This is a genomic window from Kitasatospora sp. NPDC051853, assembly GCF_044452665.1.
In the GTDB taxonomy this organism is placed as follows: Bacteria; Actinomycetota; Actinomycetes; order Streptomycetales; family Streptomycetaceae; genus Kitasatospora.
Genome location: NZ_JBITBY010000014.1, coordinates 22,196 through 44,932, shown reverse-complemented (window position 1 = coordinate 44,932; position 22,737 = coordinate 22,196). Strand labels below are relative to the sequence as shown.

Genomic DNA, 22,737 nt, shown 5'->3' with positions numbered 1-22,737 from the left:
GCGTCACCTGACGGACCGTCGCTCGAAGTAGGCTGACCCGGGCAGGCCGTCAACGGAGTCGGCGCACCACAGAGCTACCGCCGGACCTCGCGCCACCCTCTCGCAGGGCCCTGCCGGTAACCGAAATCCGGATACTCAAGGAGCAAGCGATGACGGCGCAGAACCGCACCCCCCTGGACCGGCTGCCGCAGTGGACGGCGCTGGCCAAGCACCGGGAGGAGTTCGGTCAGACGCACCTGCGCGAGCTGTTCGCCGCCGACCCGGAGCGCGGCTCGGGCTACACCCTGGCCGTCGGCGACCTGTTGGTGGACTACTCCAAGCAGCTGGTGAACGACCGGACCCTGGAGCTGCTGCGGGAGTTGGCCGAGGCGACCGGCGTCGCCGGGCTGCGCGACGCGATGTTCCGCGGCGAGAAGATCAACACCACCGAGGACCGGGCCGTCCTGCACACCGCGCTGCGCGCCCCCCGCGGTGCGGAGGTCCTGGTCGACGGCGAGAACGTCGTCCCGGCCGTGCACGCGGTGCTGGACAAGATGGCCGCCTTCTCCGACAAGGTCCGCTCCGGCGAGTGGACCGGTCACACCGGCAAGCGGATCAGGAACGTCGTCAACATCGGCATCGGCGGCTCCGACCTCGGCCCCGCGATGGCGTACGAGGTGCTCCGCCCGTTCACCCAGCGCGACCTGACGGTCCGTTTCGTCTCCAACGTGGACGGCGCCGACCTGCACGAGGCGGTCCGCGACCTGGACGCCGCCGAGACCCTCTTCATCGTGGCCTCCAAGACCTTCACCACGATCGAGACCGTCACCAACGCCACCTCCGCCCGCAGCTGGCTGCTGGCCGAGCTCGGCGCCGGCCAGGAGGCCGTGGCCAAGCACTTCGTGGCGCTCTCCACCAACGCCGCCGGCGTCGCCGACTTCGGCATCGACGTGGCGAACATGTTCGAGTTCTGGGACTGGGTCGGCGGCCGCTACTCCTACGACTCGGCCATCGGCCTCTCGCTGATGATCGCCATCGGCCCGGACAACTTCCGGCAGATGCTGGACGGCTTCCACCTGGTCGACGAGCACTTCCGCACCGCCCCCGCGGCCGAGAACGTCCCGCTGCTGCTCGGCCTGCTCGGCGTCTGGTACGGCGCGTTCTTCGACGCCCAGGCGCACGCGGTGCTGCCCTACTCGCACTACCTCTCCCGCTTCACCGCCTACCTCCAGCAGCTCGACATGGAGTCCAACGGCAAGTCGGTGGACCGCGAGGGCAACCCGGTGACCTGGCAGACCGGCCCGGTGGTCTGGGGCACCCCCGGCACCAACGGCCAGCACGCCTACTACCAGCTGCTGCACCAGGGCACCAAGGTGATCCCGGCCGACTTCATCGGCTTCGCCCGCCCGGTCGCCGAGCTCGGCGGCGAACTGGCCGCCCAGCACGACCTGCTGATGGCCAACTTCTTCGCCCAGACCCAGGCGCTGGCCTTCGGCAAGACCCCGGAGGAGGTCGCCGCCGAGGGCGTCCCCGCCGAGCTGGTCCCGCACAAGACCTTCCAGGGCAACCACCCCACCACCACCCTGCTGGCCGGCGAGCTCACCCCCGCGGTCCTCGGCCAGCTGGTCGCGCTGTACGAGCACAAGGTCTTCGTCCAGGGCGCGGTCTGGAACATCGACTCCTTCGACCAGTGGGGCGTCGAGCTCGGCAAGGTCCTCGCCAAGAAGATCGAGCCCGTCCTGCTGACCGGCGAGGGAACGGACCAGCTCGACAGCTCCACCGCCGCCCTGGTCGCCAAGTACCGCACCCTGCGCGGCCGCTGACCCTTACGGCGCCCCAGGGCCGAAGGCCCCAGGGGCGCGAGGAACTGCGCGGGTTGGAAAGGCAGCACCTGCAACCGGCTGACGGCGATCCGGTTGCAGGTGAACCGCCTTCCGAAGCGCGCAGTTCCTCGCGCCCCCGGCCTCACCATCCGGTGCACCCCGGCGCAACCAAAACCAGAAGGCCCCCCATCCGAAGATGAGAGGCCTTCTGCTGTCTGTGCGCCGCCAGGGACTCGAACCCCGGACCCGCTGATTAAGAGTCAGCTGCTCTAACCAACTGAGCTAGCGGCGCCTGCTGACGTGAAAGACTTTAGCAGCGTGTTCGGGTGGAACCAAAATCCAATTCACCCCCGCGACGCCCGGACGCAGGCCCAGAGCACGGTCGCCGCCCCCGGCAGCCAGGGCTCCCGGGAGTCCGGCGCGACGATCCACCGGCCCGAGCCCTGCCCCGGGGAGGCCGGGGCGTCGAGCATCCGCTGGATGGGCGGCACCGTCACCGCGTCCCCCAGCCCGTGGCAGAGCAGCGGCGGCACCTCGCGGGCCCACTCCTCCCAGGCCAGCAGGGTGCGCAGCCGCGGCGCGGCGCCCGGCTGCACGAAGAGCAGGGTCCGGCCCCGGAACGAGGCCACCGGGCCGCAGCCCGGCCCGGAGGCCCAGAGCTCGTCCAGCACGGCCCGCCCGAACAGGGCCGGCATGCTGATCACGTCGAAGGCGCGGCCGCAGGGCAGCACCGTCGGGGCCCAGGGGCGGGACTCCCACAGGGCACGCATGCTGCGCGGGTACTCGCTCGCCGTGGCCAGCCAGGCCTCGCCGGCGGCCGTGACGTACTCCACGGATTGATACGTCCAGATGTCCACGCACAGCAGGGTGGCGCGGGCCGGGCGCCGCACGGAGGGAAAGCCGCGTTCGCCGGACAGCGGGTGGGGTGGAGGCGTACCCTTCCCGGCCGCATATGCCAGCGGCCTCCCGCGGCCCCCGTCCCGGCTCTGCGGCCCCCGTCCCGCGGCTTCCGCCCCGCACCCCTCGTCCCGGCTCGGGCTCAGTGCTCGCCGGAGTGCTGGCGGCGGAGCAGCGAACGCCCGTACTCGACCATCTTGGCCGCGTAGTCCGGCGTCCAGTCCGCGCGGTCCGCGATCTCGGCGGCGGAGAGCGCGTCGAAGCGGCGGGTGTCCGCCAGCTGGGCCGCGGCGAGGGCCTGGAAGTCGGCGGCCCGCTCGGCGGCGGCCCGGAAGGCCAGCGTCAACTCCGTGGAGCGGCGCAGCAGTTCGGCCGGGTCGGCGATGGACTCCAGGTCGAAGAACCGTTCCGGCTCGGGCTCGTCGGCCTGCGGCTCGAAGAGCAGCTGGGCCGGGCGCAGCCGACGGGCGGGCGCGGGCACGGCTGACGGGGCGTCCGGTGCGACGAAGTCGGCAGCGTCGGGGCGGGAAGCACCGGCGTCGGGCATGGTGGGACACCTCCGGGGTGTGGTGGGTGGCTGCCGTCCCATTGTCGCGCGGGGACGGCCGGTAACGGAACGGTGCGCGTCCGGTCGCTATTCCCCTCCCGCGCGCCCCCGAGTGCTGCCGGTGCCCCGACTGCTCAGCGCAGCCGGACCCGGTGCTCGCCCAGCAGGGCCAGCACCGCGTGGTTGGCCTCCCAGCCGTCCGGGAACTTCATCGTGACGCCCAGCTGCACCGGCTCGGTGGACGGGTGCTCGTCCAGCAGCTCCGGAATGCCGGCCCGGGCCACCACGATGCAGGCGTGCCGGTGCCGCGAGGCCAGCACGCAGAGCCGGCCCGTCTCCAGGTGGAAGGCGGTGGCGTCCGGGCGGCCGGAGAGCGGGTGCAGCACCACGGTGACGTCGTACTCCCGGCCCTGCAGCCGGTTGGCGGTGTCCACCGTGACGGCCGGGCCGGCCGCGTGGTCCACCGGGACGCCGAGCTTCGCCAGCGCGGCCCGCACCGCCGCCGCCTGGTCCCGGTGCGCGGTGCCGACCGCGATCCGGTCCGGGGTGAGCGGGGCCGAGCCCTGCTCCGAGTGCGCCGTCAGCCCCCGGGTCAGCAGCCGGTGCACCACCGCGGCGGTGGCCTGGACCGCCTGCGGGTCGGTCCGCACGGTGTGCCGGGCGGGCAGCTCCAGCAGCGCCCAGCCGTGCTCGGCCGCCTCGTCCACCGCCGCGTCCAGCGCCGAGCCGTCCCCGGCGGTGGCGGCGGTCAGCCGCCGGTCGTCCGGGCCGGTGCCCGAGCGGAACGGGGTGTACGGGTAGAAGGCCTGCGAGATCAGCGGCGCCGCCGAGTACGGCAGCCGCCAGGAGACCGGCAGCCGGTGCGGACGGATCGCCGGGTTGTGCGCCAGCAGGGTGACCACCGCGCTGCTCGACGGGTCGTAGGACAGGCCCGCCCACTGGTCGGTGCCCACCACCGTGAACGGGTCCAGCTGGCCCGGGTCCCCGACGAACAGGGCCCGCTCGAACAGGCCGGCGACGGCCAGCAGCGCGTCCGAGCGCATCTGGTACGCCTCGTCCACGATCGCGTGCCGCCAGGGCTGCTCCGTCTTCACCCACTGCCACTTGGCGGCGGTGGAGATCACCACGTCCTGCTCCAGCAGCTCCGCCACCTTGGAGGAGGCCGTCACGTTCTCCAGCGCGGCCAGCTCCGGGCCGGGCCTGGCGTCGCTCGCGTGCAGCCGGCCGATCGTCAGCTCCGGCGCCATCGTAGCCAACCGGCCGACCAGGTCGTCCACCTGACCGTTCGTCTGGGCCACGATCATCAGCCGCTCGCCGCCGGCGACCAGCTCCTTGGCGGCCCGCACCACCAGCGTGGACTTCCCGGCGCCGGGCGGGGAGTCCACCACCACGCCCCGCGGCCCGCCGGGGACGGAGGCGACGGTGGCGGCCAGGATCGCGGCCACGGCGGAGTCGGCCGCCGCGCCCGGGTTCTCCACCTCTGGTGCGGGAGGGTCGATGGTCATGCTGATGGTCATTCCCACTCTTCGCTTGCGGTAGGCGAGGGATCGGTGCCGCTGCCGGTCGGGCCGCCGTGCGTCCACGGGGTGTCCTCCGGCTCGGGGAGCGGGGCGGACTGACGGGCGGTCAGCTCGAAGAGCGTGAAGGTGACCTGCTCGCCCGGCTCGGGGAGGCTGCCCGGCTCGGGCTCCTTCTTCCGTCCCATGCCGTTCAGCACCCGGACGGTGACGGTGCCCTCGGCCGCCGCCACGATCTCCGCCTTCTGCGCCGAGGGCCCGTTCGCCCGGTGCACCTCGCGGCCCGCGTCGGCGTGCGGGCGGTCGGCGGTGCGCAGCACCAGCAGCGGGCGGGGCTTCAGGGCCTTGCCGACGGTGGCGTACTCCGGGACCACCTCGACCACCTCGCCGCTGAACGCCTCGCCGGAGAGCCGGTGCCCGGCCATCGCCAACGGGTCGTCCAGCGCCTCCTGCACGTCCACCTTGGTCTGCTCGCGCTCGCGCTGGGCCAGCTTGCGGGCGGCGGTGACGGCGTCGTCCTGCTTCGGCTGCGGCGGCTCGCCGGCCGCCAGCCGGTCCCGGTGGTTGGTGAAGGACCAGCGGTCGCCCTCCCAGCGCTCGGCCAGGTGGGCGGCGGCGGGCAGCTCGCGCAGCAGGTCCAGGCCGCGCCAGACGTCGTGCCAGGTCGGGAGGGTGGCGCCGAGCAGCGCCGCGTGCAGCTCCTCGGCGGCCCGCTTCAGCGCCGCCTGGGCCTCCGGGCCGTCCCGGTGGGCCAGGGCGGCGAGCGCCCGGTCGTGCCGGGAGATCGCCGGGGCGAGCACCTTGGCGTCGAAGACCGGATCGGTGGCCGGTCCGGCCGGCGGGTGCACCGGCACGCCCAGGGCGTCCCGCTCGGTCTCCACCCGCTCGGCCAGCTCGGCGCCGGACACCCCGGCCGGCGGCCCGTGCCAGGCCAGCCGGGCACCGAGGTGCTGGTCCTCCAGCAGGCTCTGGCCGGTCGCCCAGTGCCGGGCCAGCAGCTGGGTGACCGGGAGCAGCAGCGAGGAGCCGGGCACCTGGGCCCGCTCGGTGAAGTGCGTCAGCCAGCGGCCCAGCAGCGGCACCTGGGTCGGCGCGGGGTACGGCCCCGGATCGGGGTCGGAGGCCGTCCGGCGGAACCGGGTGGAGCGGCCGATCAGCGCCAGGTGCTGCACCGCGCCCGCGTTGGGCACGACCAACTGCGGGGCGTCGGCGCAGAGTTCGCGGAAGGTCTGGGTCTTCTCGCCGGTCTCCGGGTCCTTCTCGGTCCGCTCGACCAGTTCGACCTCGCCGGCGTACGACTCCAGGTACGGCAGCAGCTCGGCCGCGAAGTCCGCCAGGAAGGCGAAGCGCATGTCCCGGTTGAGCGGCTGCGGCACCAGCAGCAGCCGGGGCCGCTCCCGGTCGGTGCCCAGCAGCACCGCCAGCGGTGCCCCCGCCTCACCGGCGGCGGCCAGCGGCACCAGCACCATCGGACGCTCCGACAGGTGCCGGTGCCGGACGGTGGCGAGCGGCTCGGCGTGGCCGCTGCGGACCGCCTCCAGCCGGGCCAGGGTGTCCAACAGGCTCACCGGGAGGCCTCCCCGGTGCTCGCGCCCACGCCCGCCGCGCCCACGCCCGCCGCGCACAGGGCCTCGGTGCGGAGGGACGCCGCGTGCGCCAGCCGGGCCGCCGCCTCGTCGGTGCCGTCCGGGCTGCCCTTCTCGGCGGCCGCCAGGGCCTCCTCCACCGTCCGCAGGGTGCCCAACTCGCCGCGCACGCCCCGGCCGAGCTGCTCCACCGCGCCCGAGCGGCGGGCCTGCGCCCGGCAGTGGAAGCTCAACTCGCAGGCGGCCAGGCAGTCCGGGCCGTAACTGGCCGGCACCGCCTCCACCGCGTCGCCCAACTCGGCCACCGGCCTGGTCGGCACCCCCGCCCGGTCCGGCGCCAGGTCGAAACTGGTGTCGGACGGGAGCGCGTCCAGCAGCTCCTCGATCCTGGTCAGCCGGGCCAGCTGACGCCTGGTCACCGAGAGCTCGCGGCGGACGTCCACGCTGCTCGCGGTCGGCCGGTTGGAGAAGTCCTTCGGGCAGACCAGCAGCACGCTCAGCTCCGGCGAACCCGGCAACTCCTGCCGTCCGTAAGGGGACTGGTCCGCCGTCACGCCCGCCAGCTCGGCGGCGGTCTGCTGGAGCGCCAGCACGTACACCGCCGCCTGCCGGGCGGCCGCGCCGACCTTGGCCGGGTCGGCGGAGCCGTCGATCACCGGGAAGGACTTGATCTCCACCACCGTGCAGCGGCCGCCGTGCACCAGCACCGCGTCCGGCTCCAGGTAGGCGGGGGTGCCGGCCACGGTGAGGCGGAGCATCGGGTGGTCCAGCAGCGTCCAGCCGTCCCGGTCGGCCGCCGCCTCGGCCAGCACCTGGCGGGTCCGGTCGGCCCGGGTGGCCGGGGCGGAGCGCGGCAGCAGGTCGGGGACCGCCAGCGGGCTCCCCTCGGGCGGCAGGCCGAGCCGGGACCGGAGCGGCGCCAGCAGCGCGGCGTAGCCGTCGTCCTTCAGCCGGGACTCGAAGACGTTCCCCCGGGTGATCGCGAACGGCGACTGCCCGAACGGCGCCGGCCGGCCCAGCCGCTCCGCCACCGCCCGCTTGTCCACCCCCGCCGCATCGAGCACCGCCCGCCGCCGGCACCCCGGATTGGCCGCCAGCGCCGCCAGCGCCCGGGCGTCGAGGCTGCGCTGCGGCGCCGGGCCGCGCAGTTCGCGGAGCCGCCGCGCGACCGGCTCCGCCTGCCCTTGCATCGAGACGTTCATGGTGCGGCCCAGTCTCGCACCCACCACCGACACCCCGTGCCAGGACGCCCCAACCCGGGCCGCCCCGGACCACCTGCGGGCGAGGTCGCCCGCGGCGGGCTCGTTGACGGTCCGACAGTTCGGCCGCGTGGCGGCGCGGTTCGTGGGCACTCGGTCGGATACCTGCGCGATGGCGCACGCCGCAGCTGCCCGCCTTGCCGCGGGGACGGTCCGGGGTCCCTGCCTGTCCGTTGCCGTCCCGGCTCGCCGCAGGCGACCGCCCCGCGCGGTACGGGGCGGCCCCGGTACCTGCCCGTCCCTTCCCTCCCAGGCCTGCCGCAGGCGTCGGGCCGGGGAGGGTGAGGGATCATGGGGTGTCGGCGACTCGATGGGGAGGCTGGCCGGTGCCCGTCTTGGCCGGGGAGAAACTGCCAACGAGTTGTGAGGAGCCGCTCATGCCCGCCCGTATCGTGCTCGTCCGCCACGGTGAGACCGCCTGGTCCGTCACCGGCCAGCACACCGGCCGCACCGACGTGCCGCTCACCGAGGAGGGCCGCGAGATGGCCCGCGCCCTCGGGGTCCGGCTGGCCGCCGCGCCGTGGAACGGCCTGCCGGAGGCGACCGTCTTCACCAGCCCGCTCTCCCGGGCCCGGGAGACCTGCGAGCTGGCCGGCTTCGGCGCCCGCGCGGTGGACCGCGAGGAGCTGCTGGAGTGGGACTACGGCCAGTACGAGGGCCGGACCGGTCCGGACATCCGGGCCACCGACCAGCCCGGCTGGCTGATCTGGCGGGACGGCGTGCCCGGCGGCGAGAAGCTGTCCGAGGTGGCGGCCCGGGTGGACGCCTTCCTGGGGAGCCTGCACGAGGAGCACGGCACCCCGGACCCGGACACCACCACCATGCACTGCGCCGACCACGACGTGGTGGTCTTCGCCCACGGGCACCTGCTCCGCATCATGACGGCCCGTTGGCTGGGCCTGCCCCCCGAGTTCGCCCAGCGGTTCAAGCTCGGCACGGCCGCGCTCTCCGTCCTCTCCTGGGAGTACGGAGCCCCGGCGGTCGAACTCTGGAACGACCAGTCCCACCTGGGCAGGTAGCCGACCCGCCGTCAGGCGGCCTCGTGCGCGGCCAGGAAGGCCGCGACCTCCGGGACGGCCCGGTGCGCCCGCAGCTGCCGCGCCGTCCCGGTGAGCATGGCCCGGATCCGGGCCGACCGGACCTCGCCGAGCAGGGCGGCGGCCTCGGCGGCGTGCACCGCGGCCCCGGCCGGGTCGCCGAGTCCGAGCCGGTCGTGCGCCAACTCGGCGGTGTAGAGCACCCGGTTGCGGACGAAGTGCGGTTCCTGGAGGTCGACCGCTTGCCGGGCCAGTGCCCCGGCCCGGTCCCAGACCTCCAGGGCGGACCAGCACTGGGACTCCAGCCCGGCGATCTCGGCCTCGCCGAAGAAGGTCATCCACTCCGGGTCGGCCTCCGCCTCACCCTGGTCGAAGAGGGTGTACGCGCGGCCGAGCGCCCGCTCGCACGCCCCCCGGTCGCGCAGCAGTGCCCACGCCCCGGCCTCCCGCATGGCGAGCAGCGAGAGCAGCCGGGCCGAGTCGAGCCGCCGGGCGGCGGACTGCCCGGCCTGGGCGGCCCGCAGGGCCTCGCGGGCCCGGCCGGTGTCCCGGGCCAGGAAGGCGCTGTTGCAGAAGACGTGCGCCTCCAGGGCCGGGTCGTTGGCCATCCGGGCGGTGGCCAGCGCCTCGGCGTAGAAGGAGCGGGCCTCCACGGTGCGGTCCGAGTCGTGCGCCAGCCAGCCCACCGAGATGGCCAACTCGCCCGCGCCCGACTGGAGTCGGCGCTCGGTGGCGGAGCCGTAGTCGCCGTCGTTGAGCAGGACGTACGCGCTGCGCAAGGACTGCCCGGCCAGCTCGAACAGGGTGTCGGCGCCGTGCACGTCGTCCAGCAGCCGGATGTCCCGGACGGCCTGCTCGACGCCGCGCACCTCGGCGGCGCCGACCCGGCGCGGGGGCGGCACGGTGTGCCCGGGCGCGGTGGGGCGCGGGGCGGCCAGGGCTGGGCGGTCCAGGCCGAGGGCGGCGGCCAGCGAGGTGGGGGCCACCACGGCGGCCGGTCCGCCGGTCAGGAAGGTTCGGCGACGCAAGTCGTCGTTCTCCTCGTCGGGAAGGTACGAGTCGTCGAGCGGCGGCAGCCCGCCGGGACGAAGTCTCGGACCGGGGACCGACAGTGGGTCGGCCGCGCGGCGGCGGACCGCCGTACGCGGGGTGAACCCCAGCTCGGCCGGCGTGCGGTCGGGCCACATGTGCCGGAACACCCGCTCGTACGCGTAGTTGGGGCAGCGGATCTCGCCCGACTCCACCCGGCCGACGTAGCGTGCGTCGCAGGAGACGTGCTCGCCGATCTCCCGGGCGGCCCGGCGGATCGCGAGCGCGAACTCGCCGGGCGAGAGGTCACCCCGGAGCGCTCGCATGGTGGCGTTGGGTACGGGTGGTCTCGTGGCTGCCATGGTGCTGCGCTCCGAGCTGGGGGTCTCGATCCAGCGCAGAGAGTACCGACTGTCACGGACCGGACACGTCCGGTTGTGGGGTGATGTGTGGTCAATTGCCTATAAAACGGACAGAGTTGCTTGTGAATGCCATGAAATGCCATGGGTTGCCGTACGTCAGCCCGTGGCCTTTCGGCACCCTTTCGCGTTGTCCTGATACATGGCGGCCCCTGGCCGACCCCACGCCGCCCGGTGCGCCCGGGCGAGCGGCCGGGGCCGCCGAGTTGACGAGGAGACAGGAGGGCCCATGGCCGCCGGACTTCCGCAGTACCGTCACATCACCGTCCCGGCCACCCCCAGGGTCACCCGGCCCCTGCTCGCGGCGGTGGCCGCCGCGCCCGTCCTGCCCTCCCTGCAGTCCGGCCTGGACACCGTCACGGTGGCCGTCCGGCACGGTCTGGAGACGGTGGACATCCTGCGCCTGCGCCGCGCCTGCGGCACGGTCCTGCAGAGCGACGGCGGCACCGCCATCGCGTTCCTCGTCCCCGCGGGGGTGGCCGGGCAGTGGCACCTGCCCGGCACCTCCTGTACCCCGGGGGCCCGGCTGCTCCCCGCCACCGACCCGCGCTGGGTGATGCCCCCGTCCGGCCCCACCGCGCTGGCCCGCCCGACCGACCCCTGGGTGCTCCGCTCGGCCCTCTGCGAGGCCGCCTGCACCCTGACGGCCGGGGGCCTCGGGCCGTTCTGACCCCGCTCCGTTCCTCCGGCCCCACCGGCTCCGGCCGCTGACCTGCGGCTTCCCGTCGCGGCAGCCGCGGAGCCGGCGCCGTGCCCCGTCCGCCGGTCCGGCGATAATGACTGCCATGGGACGCAACCGGGCCGGTCGGGCTCGCACCGAGACCGAGCCGGACGCCGTCGGCGCTGCCGGCGGCACCGGAACCACCGGTGCCGAGGGCCGCATCCACGCCCAGGGCCCGCTGGCCCGCAAGGTCGCCTCCGGCCTGGCCGAACTGGTCCCCGACCGGGACCGCGCCCGGGCCTGGACGCTGCTGCTGGACGGCGCCCCGCAGTCCCTGGTCGACCTGGCGGACCCGGCCCACCTCGGCTTCGAGTACCAGCGGCGCCTGGGCCACCTGATCGACCTGGCCGCCCCACCGGGGCGCCCGGTCACCGTGCTCCACCTCGGCGGCGGCGCGCTCACCCTGGCCCGCTACACCGCCGCCACCCGTCCGAGGTCCCGTCAGCAGGTCGCCGAGATCGACCCCGAGCTGACCGAACTGGTGCGCGCCGAACTGCCGTTGGAGCGCGGCTGGCAGATCAAGGTGCGCGGTGCGGACGCCCGTGCGGTGCTGGAACGCACCCCCGAGGGCTCGGTGGACCTGGTGATCGCCGACGTCTTCTCCGGTGCCCGGACCCCGGCCCACTGCGCCACCGTGGAGTTCGCCACCCTGGCGGCCGGGGCGCTGGCCCCGGGCGGGCGGTACGCGGCCAACATCGCCGACGGCGGTGCGCTGCCCTTCGCCCGCTCCCAGGTGGCCACCCTGCTGGCGGTCTTCCCGGAGGTCTGCCTGATCGCCGATCCGGCGGTGCTGCGCGGCAAGCGCTTCGGCAACCTCATCCTGGCGGCCGCCCAGCAGCCGCTCCCGCTCGACGAGTTGGGCCGCCGGGTGGCCTCCGACTCCTACCTCGGCCGGATCGAACACGGCCGGGGGCTCACCGACTTCACGGCCGGGGCGCTCCCGGCCACGGACGCCACGGCGGCGCCGTCCCCGACCCCGCCGCCCGGCGTCTTCCGCTGACCCGCTTCCGTCGACCCGCTTCCGCCGACCGGCCAGTGGAAGCGGGCCGAACGGGGATCAGTGCCCGCGCGGCAGGCCCTTGTGCTTGTACATCGCCGCCCCGGTGAGCAGCATCCCGGCCGCGATCGGTACCAGTACGGCGGTCAGCTCGCCCTCGGTCTCCACCGGGGTGGCGGCGGCCAGCTCCACCTGCTCCTCCGGTGCGGCCGGGCCCCAACCGCCCGGCGGCAGCTGGACGGTGGCGGTCCGTACGGCGGGGACCGCGGTGCCGCCACCGGGGGCCCGCACCGCCCCGGCCGCGGAGCTCGGGGCGGCGACGGGCGCCTCGATCCTGGGCCGGGCGCCGGGCGCCGGCGCCCCCGCCTGCTCCTCGGCACCGGAGCGGGAGGCCCGGGGCTGGTCGCCGCGCGGCTGCGGCGGCACCGAGGGGAGCAGCACCGCCGCGATGGCGAAGGCGTCCGGAACGGTGGTGGCCTGGCCGGGCAGCGGCAGTCCGTCGGTCTTGATCCGCTCCTGGAGCGCCTTGGCCACCGAGGCGGTCTGCTGCTCCAGCACCGGGGTCGCGACCCCGGTCAGCTGGCCCAACAGGGCCGGGGCGTCCGCCCGTTGGACCAGATCGGGGCCGAGCAGCCCGGCCACCGCCGAACCGTCCGCGGCGTACGCGGCGCCCACCCCGAGCCCGAGGCCCCAGACGTGGGCGAGCACCGCACCCCCGGCCGCCAGCGTCCTGGTGCGCGGGCGGGGCAGCCGCCCCCGCCCCGCTCCGCCGCCGGCTCCGCCCTCCGCCACGGAGTCCGTGCACTCACCGACCGGTCCCTCGACTCGCGGCTGCGCCACGTGGTTTGCTCGCACGTCAACAGAGAACGACACCCCACCCGCGAAGGTCACGCCCCGTCAGTTCCGTACGGGGAGCGTTCCGGTACGGATCACCTCGGCGTACCAGTGCGCGCTGGCCTTCGGGGTGCGGGTCAGCGTCGCGTAGTCCACGTGCACGGCGCCGAAGCGCTTCGCGTACCCGTACGCCCACTCGAAGTTGTCCAGCAGCGACCAGAGGTAGTAGCCGCGCACGTCGGCGCCGAGCTCCACCGCCCGGGCCAGTGCGGCGAGGTGGTCGTGCAGGTAGGCGATCCGGTCCTGGTCGTCCACGGTGCCGTCGGGGCCCACCCGGTCCTCGAAGGCCGCGCCGTTCTCGGTGACCAGCATCGGCAGGCCGGGGTGGGAGCGGTGGACCGCGAGCAGCAGGTCGGTCAGGCCGCTCGGGTCGATCGGCCAGCCCATCGCGGTGACCTCGCCGGGGGCCAGGTGGAAGGCCACCTCCTCGGCGCCGGGCCAGGGGGAGTGATCGCTGGCACCGTGGCCGTCGTGACGGTGGCGGTCCGGGGCGTTGGCGGTACTCGAAACCACCGTCGGGGTGTAGTAGTTGATGCCCAGCAGGTCGATCGGCCGGCTGGTCTCGGCCAGGTCGCCCGGCCGCACCAGGGCGTCCCAGTCCACCAGGTGCGCGGTGTCGGCGAGCAGGTCGGCGGGGTAGGCGCCGTCCAGCATCGGGCCGGTGAAGATCCGGTTGCCGACGGCGTCGATCCGGCGGGCCGCGTCCAGGTCGGCCGGGTCCTGGGTGAGCGGGCGGACCTGGTGCAGGTTGAGCGAGACGGCGAGCCGCGCGGTACGGGGGAGCGCGGCGCGCAGGGCGCCGACGGCCAGGCCGTGGCCGAGGTTGAGGTGGTGGGCGGCCCGGAGGGCGTCGGCCGGGTCGGTGCGGCCGGGGGCGTGCACGCCGGAGCCGTAGCCGAGGAAGGCGCTGCACCAGGGCTCGTTGAGGGTGGTCCAGGTGGCGACCCGGTCGCCGAGCGCCTCGGCGGCGAGGGCGGCGTACTCGGCGAAGCGGTACGCGGTCTCCCGGGCCGGCCAGCCGCCCGCCTCCTCGAGGTGCTGGGGGAGGTCCCAGTGGTAGAGGGTGGCGACGGGGGTGATGCCGTGGGCCAGCAGCTCGTCGGTGAGCGCGCGGTAGAAGTCCAGGCCGCGCTGGACCGCGGGGCCGCGGCCGGTGGGCTGGACGCGCGGCCAGGAGAGCGAGAACCGGTAGGAGGTCAGGCCGAGTTCGGCCATCAGCCGGACGTCCTCGCGGAAGCGGTGGTAGTGGTCCACCGCGATGTCGCCGGTGTCGCCGTTGGCCACCCGCCCGGGGGTGTGGCTGAAGGTGTCCCAGATCGAGGGGGTGCGGCCGTCCTCGGCGGCGGCCCCCTCGATCTGGTAGGCGGCGGTGGCCGCGCCCCAGGCGAAGCCGGGCGGGAAGGCGGGGCCGGCGGTGTGCGTCGCGGTGGAGGCGAGCGGGCCGGGTTCGGTCACGGTCATTGCGGGAGCGCTCCCAAGGTAGAGGGGCTGACGCGCGGTCAGCTCTTGACGGCACCGGCGGTGATGCCGCCGACGATGTGCTTGCCCAGCACGGCGAAGATCAGCAGCAGCGGCAGGGTGCCGACCAGCGCGCCGGTCATGATGACCGCCTGGTTGACGTCGTACGCGCTGCCGCCGCCGATCGCGGAGAGCGCGACCTGCACCGTCGGGTTCTGCTGGGTGAGCACCACGAAGGGCCAGAAGAAGTCGTTCCAGGACTGCACGAAGACCAGCATGCCGAGCACCGCCATGGCCGGGCGGGCGATCGGGAAGACCACGTGCCAGACGATCCGCAGGCTGTGCGCACCGTCCACCCGGGCGGCCTCGATCAGCTCCACCGGCAGGGCCTCGGCCAGGAACTGGCGCATGAAGAAGACCCCGAAGGCGGCCACCAGGGAGGGCAGGACCACCGACTGCAGCTGGTTGCCCCACTCCAGGTCGGTGATGATCCGGTAGAGCGGGATCACGCTCAGCTGGGGCGGGATGGTCATGGTCGCCACCACCAGGGTGAGCAGCGCGTTCCGGCCCCGGAACGGCAGCTTGGCGAAGGCGAAGCCGGCCAGCGTGGAGAAGGCCACCGTGGAGAGCGCGACCAGCCCGGCCACGATGGTCGAGTTGAGCAGCGCCTTCCCCATCGCGGCCTGCTCCCAGACGGTGGAGACGTTGGCCCAGAGCGAGCCGCCGGGCAGCAGCGGGGGCGGTGCCTGGGCCACCCGCTCGCCGGTGTGGGTGGCGGCCACGAAGGTCCAGTAGAGCGGGAAGAGCGAGACGACGGCGGCCAGGCCGAGCAGCAGGTAGGTGATCGGCCCGGCCTTGTCGTGGTCGCCCGCACCGGCCCGGAACCGGCGCCGGGCGGCGGGCTTCGCGGTGGCGGCCGGCGTCGGGCGGGGGGTGGTCAGGGTGCTCATCGGTCAGCCTCCCAGCTCGGCGCGGCGGTTGCGGCGGGCGATCAGGTAGTTGACCGCGCCGATCAGCAGCAGGATCAGCAGCATCGTCCAGGCCACCGCCGAGGCGCGGCCCAACTGGCGGCTGGGCCAGCCGAGTTCGTACAGGTAGAGGCTCAGGGTCTGGTACTGGTGCGCGGAGCCGCCGCTCACCCCGACCCCGCCGCCGAACAGCATCGGCTCGCCGAACAGCTGGGTGGCGCCGATGGTCGAGACGATGATGGTGAACAGGATGGTCGGCCGGATCGACGGGATGGTGATCCGGGTGAACTGCTGCCACCGCGAGGCCCCGTCCAGCGAGGCCGCCTCGTAGAGGTCCTTCGGCACGGCCTGCATCGCGGCCAGGTAGATCAGCGCGTTGTAGCCCGTCCAGCGCCAGGTCACGATGGTCGAGATGGCGATCTGCGAGGGCCAGGTGTCGGCGAACCAGTCGGTGCGCTCGACCCCGACCGCGGACAACGCCCAGTTCACCACCCCGTAGTCCGGGTTGAACAGCTGGACGAAGACCAGGGTGGCCGCCGCGATCGAGGTCGCGTACGGGGCGAGCACCGCGACCCGCAGGAAACCCCGGCCGCGCAGGCGGTAGTTGAGCAGGTGGGCCAGGCCGAGGGCCATCAGCAGCTGGGGGACGGTGGAGAGCACCCCGATGGTGAAGGTGTTCCGCAGCGCGGTCCAGAACTGCTCGCTGTCCCAGAGCCGGGTGTAGTTGCCGAAACCGCGCCACTCCATGACGTCCGGGGTGAGCAGGTCCACCTGGTGCAGGGAGAGCCAGCCGGTCCACACCAGCGGGATCAGGCCGAAGGCGGCGAAGCAGAGGAAGAACGGGGCGACGTAGGCGTAGGGCGCGGCCTTCAGGTCGAGGCGGTACAGCCGGGAGCGCCAACTGGACGGCGCGGCGGGCGGCTTGACGGTACGGAGGGCCTTCGGCGGGTTCTCGGGTGCGGTGGCGGGCGGGGCTGGGGTGGCCACGGGGTGTCCTCCCGGGACGGCGGCTTGGGTGCCGCCCGGCCGACGGCGTCAGGCGTCGGCCGGGCGGCGGTCGATGGTGGAGCGGGGTGCGTGGGGCGAGCCGGCGTCAGTTGTTGATCTTGTCGTCGATCGCCTTCAGCACGTTCTGCCAGGCCTTGGCCGGGTCGGTGCCGTGCTCCTCGATGTCGAGGATCCCGTTGTCGGTGATGATGGTCTTCGCGGTGCCGTCGTCCGGGCCGATCTTGGCGGGCTGGATGGAGCCGGCCGCGGCCGCGTAGATCTGGCCGGTCGGGGTGTCGCCGAAGTAGTCCAGCTTGGCCCCCTGCACGGCCGGGAGCTGGAGGCCCGCGCCGGTCGAGGGCAGGTTGCCGACCTTGGTGAAGACCTTGGCCTGCTGCTCGGGCGCGGTCAGCCAGGCGGCCAGCGCGGCGGCCTCCTTGGTGTGCTTGCCCGCCTTCGGTACGGTCAGGAAGGCGCCGCCCCAGTTGGCCGCGACGGGGGCCTTGGCGATGTCCCACTTGCCCTTGCCGGCCTCGCCGGACTGCTTGCTGACGATGCCGGTCATCCAGGACGGGCAGACCACGGTGGCGAACTTGGCGTTGGCGAAGGCGGATTCCCACGGCTTCTGGAACTGCCGCAGCCCGGCACTGATCTTGGCCTGCGAGGCGCTGACCGAGAGGTCCCAGGCCTTCTGCACGCTGGCGCTGTCCTTGACGGCCAGCTTGCCGGAGGCGTCCGAGTACTGCTGGGTGCCGCTGGAGATCACCGCGTTGAACAGGCCGCTGGCCGAGTCGGTGAAGAAGGTCCCGGCCGGGGCCTTGGCCTGGTACTCCTTGCCCTTCTCGACGAACTTCGACCAGTCCCCGGCCCAGAGCGCGCCGACCGCCTCCCGGTCGGAGGGCAGCCCGGCCTGCTGGAACAGGTCCTTGCGGTAGCAGATCGCCATCGGGCCGATGTCGGTGCCGAGGCCGATCAGCGAGCCCTGCGCGGTGGTCGCCTGCTGGGACTTCCACGGCAGCCAGGCCCCCGCGCTCACCCCGTCGGTCTTGCCGAGATCGACGAACTTGTCCGCCAACTTGCCGGTGGCCTGGGCGATGTAGCCCACCTCGACGGCCTGGACGTCGGCCAGGCCGCTGCCCGCGGCGAGGCGGGTGGTCAGCGCGTCCCAGTACTTCTGGCCGTCCTGCGCGGTCTCGTACTTGACGGTGATGTTCGGGTGGGCCGCCATGTACTCCTCGTACAGCCCGGCCTCCTGGTAACCGAAGGTGCCGAAGTCCCCGACGGTCAGGGTGATCTTCGCGCCCGCGGAGTCGCCCGCCGATCCGCCGGCCGAGCCGTCGGCGGCGCTGGAGCAGCCCGTCAGGACGAGGGCGGCGGTGGCGAGGGCGGCGGCTCTGTGGGGGAGGGCGGTGCTGCGGCGCATGACGTTCTCCTTGGTCCGGGTGGGAAGGTGTGAGAATGTGGGAGCGCTCCCATGGGGTGCCTGCCGGAAGGTTGCTGGCTGCCGGGGGCGGGTGTCAAGAGCAGGCGCCGGATCGGTTGCCTGATTGGTCGCCGGACACCCGTCGGACGCCCGTCGGATCCGCGGTCGGTGAACCGCCGTCCGGAGCGGCCACAATGAGCAGCGAACTGCCCGATCACGTGCCAGATCACGTACGCGTCCCACGAGGTGAGCGATGAGCCAGACCGCCGCACAGCGCCCGACGGGGCCCCAGGGGGAACCGGGGGCCGGCCGGACCGCGGCCCGCCCCACCCTGGAGGAGGTCGCGGCCCTCGCCGGGGTCGGCCGGGGCACCGTCTCCCGGGTGGTCAACGGCTCCCCCCGGGTGAGCGAGAAGGCCCGCGAGGCCGTCAACGCCGCCATCGCCGAACTCGGCTACGTCCCCAACCGGGCCGCCCGCACCCTGGTCACCTCGCGCACCGACTCGATCGCCCTGGTGGTGCCGGAGGCGGAGACCAGACTGTTCTCGGAGCCGTACTTCTCCGACATCATCAGCGGGGTCTCGGCCGAACTCGCCGAGACCGACATGCAGCTCCTGCTGATCCTGGTCCGCAACCAGCGCGAGCGGGAACGACTTTCGGCCTATCTGACCGCACAACGGGTGGACGGCGTACTGGTGGTGTCGGTGCATCAGGACGACCCGCTGCCCGCCCTGTTGGAGAGCCTGGAGATCCCCTCGGTGCTGGCCGGGCGCCGGGGCGACCTGGAGCCGCTCAGCTACGTCCACGCGGACAACGCGGGCGGGGCCAGGATGGCCGTCCGGCACCTGCTGCGGCGCGGCTGCGAGCAGGTGGCCACCGTCACCGGCCCGATGGACATGGAGGTGGCCCGGGCCCGCCTGGCCGGGTACCGCGGGGCGCTGGAGGAGGCCGGCCGCCCGTACCGGGAGGAGCTGGTGGTGCTCGGCGACTTCACCGAGGAGGGCGGACGGCTGGCGATGCGCGAACTGCTGACGCGCCGTCCGGAGGTGGACGGGGTGTTCTGCGCCTCGGACGTGATGGCGGCGGGGGCGATGCAGGTGCTCCGGGCCGCCGGGAGGCGGGTGCCGGACGACGTGGCGGTGATCGGCTTCGACGACTCGATCGTGGCCCGGCACACCGAGCCGGCCATGACCAGCGTGCGGCAGCCGATCGAGGAGATGGGGCGGACGATGGCGCGGCTGCTGCTCGACGAGATCGCCGAACGGGGGCGGGCGCGGCGGCAGGTGGTGCTGGCGACCGAGCTGGTGGTGCGGGACTCGGCGTGACGGAGTGGCGGTCCGGGGCTTCCGGGCCGACAGGCCGGCCCGTCCGGCCCGGGTGGGTGTGACGCGTCTCACCCGGGCCGGGGGCGGCCTGGAGGTCTGACCCCGGGTCAGGTCCGGCTCAGGAGTTCGGGCGCAGGGTCCAGGAGATCTTCATGGTGCTGGTGACGTCGCCGTCCTCGCGGGCGACGTCGACGGTGACCTCGAACTCCGGGCGCTCGCCCTTGTCCAGCTCGGCGACCACGTCGGCGATCGGGCGGCCCAGGGTGGCGGTGGCGGTGAGCACGCCCTTGGCCAGCTTGAGGTAGGCGGTCTCGGTCTTCACGACCAGCGGCACGGCGCGGCCCAGCTGGTCGCCGAAGGCGGCCAGCACGATGCAGCCGCTGGCGGTCTCGGCGAGGGTGAACATCGCACCGGCGTGCGGGCCGCCGACGTGGTTGCGGTACTCGGGCCGGTCCTGGAGGCGGAGGACGGCGCGCTCGGGGGTGGTCTCCAGGTACTCCAGGCCGAGGGTGTGGGCCATGGGGACGGTGGAGTCGAGCAGCTGGCCGATCTGGGTCATGGTCATGGGCGCGATGTTACTAGCCGGTAGGAATTGAGGGTAGTGCCCGCAGGAGAGTCGGCCGGAGAGGCGCGGGGGAATGTCGGGGAGCGCAGGGGAGTGCGGGGGAACGCGAAAAGCCTTCAGGCCCCGATCCGTTGAGATCAGGGCCTGAAGGCGATGGGGTGAGTGACGGGACTCGAACCCGCGGCCACCTGGACCACAACCAGGTGCTCTACCAACTGAGCTACACCCACCATCTGTCCGGGGCGTTCCCGCTCCGACAAGAAGAACTCTACAGGATCGGAGAGGGTGCTCGCGCCAGGGTTTACGTGACGGGTGGTCGAGGACCGCTGGTCAGTCCGCCGGGCCGGCGGACCGGGCCGCGGCGGCGGTGCCGGACGGTGTCCGGCGGTTCGTCAGGTCGTCGGCAGCTGGTACTTGGCGGCGATCGTCCGGGCGGCGTCGGTGTCCGGACCGGGCTGGGGGACGAACACCGCCTCGCGGTAGTAGCGGAGTTCGGCGATGCTCTCCCGGATGTCCGCCAGGGCGCGGTGGTTGCCGCCCTTCTGCGGGCTGTTGTAGTACGCCCGCGGGAACCAGCGGCGGGCCAGCTCCTTGATCGAGGACACGTCGACGATCCGGTAGTGGAGGTGCCCCTCCAGGGCCGGCATGTCCCGGGAGAGGAAACCCCGGTCGGTGGCCACGGAGTTGCCGCAGAGCGGGGTCTTGCCGGCCTCGGGCGCGTGCTCGCGGACGTAGGCGAGCACCATGGCCTCGGCCTCGGCCAGGGTCACGCCGTTCTCCAGCTCGTCGAGCAGACCGGAGGAGGTGTGCATGGTGCGCACCACGTCCGGCATGCTCTCGAGCGAGGCGGCGGGCGGACGGATGATGACGTCCACGCCCTCGCCGAGGATGTTGAGTTCGGAGTCGGTCACCAACGCGGCGACCTCGACCAGGGCGTCCCGGTCGAGGTCGAGCCCCGTCATTTCACAGTCGATCCATACCAGGCGGTCATTCACGCCCCTCAGCCTACGGCGCGATCCCTCGACCCGGACAGTTGTCGCCCCGGTGCGGGTTCGGTGCCGTTGCCCGTGGCGGGGCGCTCGGCGTGTTGGGCGTGCTCGGGGTGCTCCTGGTACGTCCGGTCGGAGCGGGGCGCGGACGGCGGTGCGCCGTCCGCACGGTGACCCTGCGCCAGCTCACGGGCCGTCGGCTGGACGTGGCCCTGGACGTGGCCGTGCCCCGGCCCGTGGCCTTGGACGTGGCCCGGGCCGTAGCCCTCCTCGGCGGCGGCCGCGTGGGCGTGCTCGACACCGGGGGCGGGGCCGGCCGGGGTGTGCTGCCGGGCTCCGGCGCCGGAGCCGGCACCCGTGCCGCCGGGGCGCGGGTGGCCGTGGCCGTGGCCGCTCTGGCCGCCCTGGGACGGGACCAGGGGGCGGGTCGGACCGTTCGTCAGGTGCGGTGCACCGTGCGGGGCCATCGCGGGGCGGTCCGCCGGGTGGGTCTGCGGCGGAACCGTCGGGGTGACCCCGGCCTGGCCCGGTGCCGCGGAACCGCCGAGGACGGTCCCCCCGGGGGCGGCCGCCGCGCCGACGGCGGTGCTCCCGGCCGGGAGCGGACGCCTGGCCCGGTAGCTGGTCCGGTAGGCGGCCGGGGAGACCCCGAGCTGCCGCCGGAAGTGGCCGCGCAGCGCGACCGGGGAACGGAAGCCGCAACGGCGCGCGACGTCGTCCACCGAGAGCTCGGACGCCTCCAGCAACCGCTGGGCCTGGAGCACCCGTTGGGTGATCAGCCACTGCAGCGGGGCGCTACCGGTGAGCGTGCGGAACCGCCGGTCGAAGGTGCGGCGGCTCATGTAGGCGCGGGCGGCCAGGACCTCGACGTCGAACTGCTGGTTGAGGTTCTCCAGGGCCCAGGTCACGACCTCGGCGAGCGGGTCGTTGCCGATCTCCTCAGGTAAAGACTGATCGATGTACTGGGCCTGTCCTCCGCCGCTGCGCCGGTTGGGCACCACCAGGCGGCGGGCCAGGGCGTTGGCCGCCTCGGCGCCGTGGTCGCTGCGCACCACGTGCAGGCAGAGGTCTATCCCGGCGGCGGTGCCGGCGGAGGTGAGCACGTCGCCGTCGTCGACGAAGAGCTCGCGCGGGTCGACGTGGACCTTCGGGTAGCGCTTGGCCAGCGTCGGCGCGTACATCCAGTGGGTGGTGGCCGGGCGGCCGTCCAGCAGGCCGGCGGCGGCCAGCACGAACGCCCCGGTGCAGAGGCCGATGATCCGGGCACCCTCGTGGTGCGCCTTGCGCAGGGCGGCGATCGCCTCCGGCGGGGGCGGCTGCGAGATCGAGCGCCAGGCCGGGACGACGATGGTGCCGGCCCGGGCGAGCGCCTCCAGGCCGTACGGGGCGGTGAGGGTGAGGCCGCCGGTGGTGGCCAGCGGCCCGTCCTCGCCGGCGCAGACCAGCAGGCGGTACCGGGGGACCCCGGCGTCCTGGCGGTCCACGCCGAAGACCGAGAGCGGGATCGAGCTCTCGAAGATCGGGGCCCCGCCGAAGATCAGGACGGCCACCGTCTCGCGGCGTCGGCGGCCGGAGAGCTTGCGCGGGGCGGTGCTGTGGCCGAGGAGGCCGCCGCCGGACGGGGCGGCGGGAGGTGCGACGGCGACGGCGGTGCCGGCGGCACCGCCGATCACGCCGGAGGCACCGGCGCCGTGCCCGTGTCCGTGCCCGTGTGAGTTGTGCGGGCCTTGGGCGAACTGGCCGTGCGTCAACTGCCCGGCCGGCTGGGACGACTGACCGACCGACAGGGGAGAGAGGGCGGAAGCCGCGCGCCGGGCAGCGGAGTTGGTGTGCTGCGAGGCCGGGGCCGGCTGGTCCTGGGCGGCGGAGGGGAACGGGGAGTGGCCCTGCGGGGCGCCGGGTGGCGGTCCGTACGGGGGGCCGTACTGGGGGCCGAGGTGCGAGCCCGGGTGCGGTGGGTGGGGCTGGTGCGGCGCGGTGTCTCTCGACGAGCGGATCGTGAAGCCGGCCGACGGCTGGCCGCCGCCAGGACCCGTGTCGCTCCTGCTCACCCTGCTCAAGGCGCTCCAGCCCCCTCGGTGGTGTGGTGTGGTCGTGCCGTGGTGCCCAACTGCTCGCCCTGCTCGCCAAGATCGAATCTACTGGGTGGACCGTTGCCGTTGTGACAAGTTCACCATCCGACGCTATGTCGACATGGCAATTTGGCGTGATGCATTCGATCACGAAGCGTGGCAGGCGTCGACCCCCCTGTGAAGAGGGCGAGGGGTTCGATGGCTGGTTGCCGCACGACCGACCGCCCGGCTGAGCCGGAGAACGTG

The 22,737-nt window shown here is 74.0% G+C and carries 18 protein-coding genes, 2 tRNA genes and 1 pseudogene; 5 read left to right on the top strand and 16 right to left on the bottom strand.

Going from position 1 to position 22,737, the window contains the following annotated elements; all coding sequences use genetic code 11:
• Positions 1-149: 149 nt before the first annotated feature.
• Complete coding sequence (gene pgi / locus ACIA8O_RS33045; protein WP_396297706.1) at positions 150-1,802, top strand: glucose-6-phosphate isomerase; 1,653 nt, start codon at positions 150-152, stop codon at positions 1,800-1,802.
• A gap of 218 nt (positions 1,803-2,020) precedes the next feature.
• On the opposite strand, the gene ACIA8O_RS33040 is transcribed toward pgi, so the two are convergent.
• From ACIA8O_RS33040 to ACIA8O_RS33015, 6 genes are all read right to left on the bottom strand, one after another.
• Positions 2,021-2,094 (bottom strand) — tRNA-Lys (locus tag ACIA8O_RS33040).
• A 52-nt stretch (positions 2,095-2,146) separates the two neighbouring features.
• Positions 2,147-2,659 (bottom strand): bifunctional DNA primase/polymerase, encoded by a 513-nt coding sequence (locus ACIA8O_RS33035; RefSeq protein WP_396297705.1) that lies wholly within the window; start codon positions 2,657-2,659, stop codon positions 2,147-2,149.
• Positions 2,660-2,841: 182 nt separating this feature from the next.
• Positions 2,842-3,246, bottom strand: a complete 405-nt coding sequence (locus ACIA8O_RS33030) for a hypothetical protein (RefSeq protein ID WP_396297704.1) — start codon at positions 3,244-3,246, stop codon at positions 2,842-2,844.
• A 134-nt stretch (positions 3,247-3,380) separates the two neighbouring features.
• Positions 3,381-4,763: an AAA domain-containing protein gene (locus ACIA8O_RS33025; RefSeq protein ID WP_396297703.1), complete on the bottom strand. Its 1,383-nt coding sequence runs from the start codon at positions 4,761-4,763 to the stop codon at positions 3,381-3,383.
• Positions 4,760-6,331 carry a hypothetical protein gene (locus tag ACIA8O_RS33020; RefSeq protein WP_396297702.1) on the bottom strand — a complete coding sequence of 524 codons (1,572 nt, stop codon included), beginning with the start codon at positions 6,329-6,331 and terminating at the stop codon, positions 4,760-4,762. The genes ACIA8O_RS33025 and ACIA8O_RS33020 overlap by 4 nt, the downstream gene beginning before the upstream one ends.
• Positions 6,328-7,551: a hypothetical protein gene (locus ACIA8O_RS33015; protein WP_396297868.1), complete on the bottom strand. Its 1,224-nt coding sequence runs from the start codon at positions 7,549-7,551 to the stop codon at positions 6,328-6,330. The genes ACIA8O_RS33020 and ACIA8O_RS33015 overlap by 4 nt, the downstream gene beginning before the upstream one ends.
• A 434-nt stretch (positions 7,552-7,985) precedes the next feature.
• On the opposite strand from ACIA8O_RS33015, the gene ACIA8O_RS33010 reads away from it, so the two are divergent.
• Entirely contained in the window at positions 7,986-8,627 is a 642-nt protein-coding gene (locus ACIA8O_RS33010) for a histidine phosphatase family protein (RefSeq protein ID WP_396297701.1), read from the top strand.
• A gap of 11 nt (positions 8,628-8,638) precedes the next feature.
• On the opposite strand, the gene ACIA8O_RS33005 is transcribed toward ACIA8O_RS33010, so the two are convergent.
• Entirely contained in the window at positions 8,639-10,000 is a 1,362-nt protein-coding gene (locus ACIA8O_RS33005; protein WP_396297700.1) for a tetratricopeptide repeat protein, read from the bottom strand.
• Between the two features lie 322 nt (positions 10,001-10,322).
• On the opposite strand from ACIA8O_RS33005, the gene ACIA8O_RS33000 reads away from it, so the two are divergent.
• Both ACIA8O_RS33000 and ACIA8O_RS32995 read left to right on the top strand, forming a co-directional pair.
• Positions 10,323-10,763, top strand: a complete 441-nt coding sequence (locus ACIA8O_RS33000) for a hypothetical protein (protein WP_396297699.1) — start codon at positions 10,323-10,325, stop codon at positions 10,761-10,763.
• 115 nt (positions 10,764-10,878) lie between these two features.
• Positions 10,879-11,814, top strand: coding sequence for a spermidine synthase (locus tag ACIA8O_RS32995; protein WP_396297698.1), 936 nt, complete (start codon positions 10,879-10,881; stop codon positions 11,812-11,814).
• Positions 11,815-11,871: 57 nt separating this feature from the next.
• Here ACIA8O_RS32995 and ACIA8O_RS32990 read toward each other — a convergent pair whose 3' ends face one another.
• The 5 genes from ACIA8O_RS32990 to ACIA8O_RS32970 form a co-directional block, all read right to left on the bottom strand.
• A complete protein-coding gene (locus ACIA8O_RS32990) occupies positions 11,872-12,651 on the bottom strand; it encodes a hypothetical protein (RefSeq protein WP_396297697.1) in 780 nt (259 codons plus the stop codon).
• A 57-nt stretch (positions 12,652-12,708) separates the two neighbouring features.
• The gene (locus tag ACIA8O_RS32985) at positions 12,709-14,166 is read right to left on the bottom strand and encodes a GH1 family beta-glucosidase (RefSeq protein WP_396297696.1); all 1,458 of its coding nucleotides are present in this window, start codon (positions 14,164-14,166) and stop codon (positions 12,709-12,711) included.
• Positions 14,167-14,204: 38 nt separating this feature from the next.
• Positions 14,205-15,113: a carbohydrate ABC transporter permease gene (locus tag ACIA8O_RS32980; RefSeq protein ID WP_396297695.1), complete on the bottom strand. Its 909-nt coding sequence runs from the start codon at positions 15,111-15,113 to the stop codon at positions 14,205-14,207.
• A 3-nt stretch (positions 15,114-15,116) separates the two neighbouring features.
• Positions 15,117-16,118, bottom strand: coding sequence for a carbohydrate ABC transporter permease (locus ACIA8O_RS32975; protein ID WP_396297694.1), 1,002 nt, complete (start codon positions 16,116-16,118; stop codon positions 15,117-15,119).
• A gap of 106 nt (positions 16,119-16,224) precedes the next feature.
• The gene (locus ACIA8O_RS32970; RefSeq protein WP_396297693.1) at positions 16,225-17,541 is read right to left on the bottom strand and encodes an ABC transporter substrate-binding protein; all 1,317 of its coding nucleotides are present in this window, start codon (positions 17,539-17,541) and stop codon (positions 16,225-16,227) included.
• 253 nt (positions 17,542-17,794) lie between these two features.
• Here ACIA8O_RS32970 and ACIA8O_RS32965 point away from each other — a divergent pair, with 253 nt between their 5' ends.
• Positions 17,795-18,865 (top strand): LacI family DNA-binding transcriptional regulator, encoded by a 1,071-nt coding sequence (locus ACIA8O_RS32965; protein ID WP_396297692.1) that lies wholly within the window; start codon positions 17,795-17,797, stop codon positions 18,863-18,865.
• Between the two features lie 118 nt (positions 18,866-18,983).
• Here ACIA8O_RS32965 and ACIA8O_RS32960 read toward each other — a convergent pair whose 3' ends face one another.
• From ACIA8O_RS32960 to ACIA8O_RS32945, 4 genes and pseudogenes are all read right to left on the bottom strand, one after another.
• On the bottom strand, positions 18,984-19,430 hold the full coding sequence (locus tag ACIA8O_RS32960) for a DUF4442 domain-containing protein (protein WP_396297691.1): 447 nt from the start codon (positions 19,428-19,430) through the stop codon (positions 18,984-18,986).
• A gap of 154 nt (positions 19,431-19,584) precedes the next feature.
• A tRNA-His gene (locus tag ACIA8O_RS32955) sits at positions 19,585-19,660 on the bottom strand.
• Positions 19,661-19,822: 162 nt separating this feature from the next.
• The gene (orn, locus tag ACIA8O_RS32950) at positions 19,823-20,425 is read right to left on the bottom strand and encodes an oligoribonuclease (RefSeq protein ID WP_396297690.1); all 603 of its coding nucleotides are present in this window, start codon (positions 20,423-20,425) and stop codon (positions 19,823-19,825) included.
• A gap of 593 nt (positions 20,426-21,018) precedes the next feature.
• A pseudogene (locus tag ACIA8O_RS32945) lies at positions 21,019-22,089 on the bottom strand (helix-turn-helix domain-containing protein); the annotation flags it as partial.
• Between the last annotated feature and the right edge of the window lie 648 nt (positions 22,090-22,737).

Excerpts from the sequence above, each read along its gene's own strand:
- pgi (WP_396297706.1), top strand. The coding sequence starts at position 150 with ATGACGGCGCAGAACCGCACCCCCCTGGACCGGCTGCCGCAGTGGACG.
- ACIA8O_RS33030 (WP_396297704.1), bottom strand. The coding sequence starts at position 3,246 with ATGCCCGACGCCGGTGCTTCCCGCCCCGACGCTGCCGACTTCGTCGCA.
- ACIA8O_RS33025 (WP_396297703.1), bottom strand. The coding sequence starts at position 4,763 with ATGACCATCAGCATGACCATCGACCCTCCCGCACCAGAGGTGGAGAAC.
- ACIA8O_RS33015 (WP_396297868.1), bottom strand. The coding sequence starts at position 7,551 with ATGAACGTCTCGATGCAAGGGCAGGCGGAGCCGGTCGCGCGGCGGCTC.
- ACIA8O_RS33010 (WP_396297701.1), top strand. The coding sequence starts at position 7,986 with ATGCCCGCCCGTATCGTGCTCGTCCGCCACGGTGAGACCGCCTGGTCC.
- ACIA8O_RS33005 (WP_396297700.1), bottom strand. The coding sequence starts at position 10,000 with ATGCGAGCGCTCCGGGGTGACCTCTCGCCCGGCGAGTTCGCGCTCGCG.
- ACIA8O_RS33000 (WP_396297699.1), top strand. The coding sequence starts at position 10,323 with ATGGCCGCCGGACTTCCGCAGTACCGTCACATCACCGTCCCGGCCACC.
- ACIA8O_RS32995 (WP_396297698.1), top strand. The coding sequence starts at position 10,879 with ATGGGACGCAACCGGGCCGGTCGGGCTCGCACCGAGACCGAGCCGGAC.
- ACIA8O_RS32985 (WP_396297696.1), bottom strand. The coding sequence starts at position 14,166 with ATGACCGTGACCGAACCCGGCCCGCTCGCCTCCACCGCGACGCACACC.
- ACIA8O_RS32980 (WP_396297695.1), bottom strand. The coding sequence starts at position 15,113 with ATGAGCACCCTGACCACCCCCCGCCCGACGCCGGCCGCCACCGCGAAG.
- ACIA8O_RS32970 (WP_396297693.1), bottom strand. The coding sequence starts at position 17,541 with ATGCGCCGCAGCACCGCCCTCCCCCACAGAGCCGCCGCCCTCGCCACC.
- ACIA8O_RS32965 (WP_396297692.1), top strand. The coding sequence starts at position 17,795 with ATGAGCCAGACCGCCGCACAGCGCCCGACGGGGCCCCAGGGGGAACCG.
- ACIA8O_RS32960 (WP_396297691.1), bottom strand. The coding sequence starts at position 19,430 with ATGACCATGACCCAGATCGGCCAGCTGCTCGACTCCACCGTCCCCATG.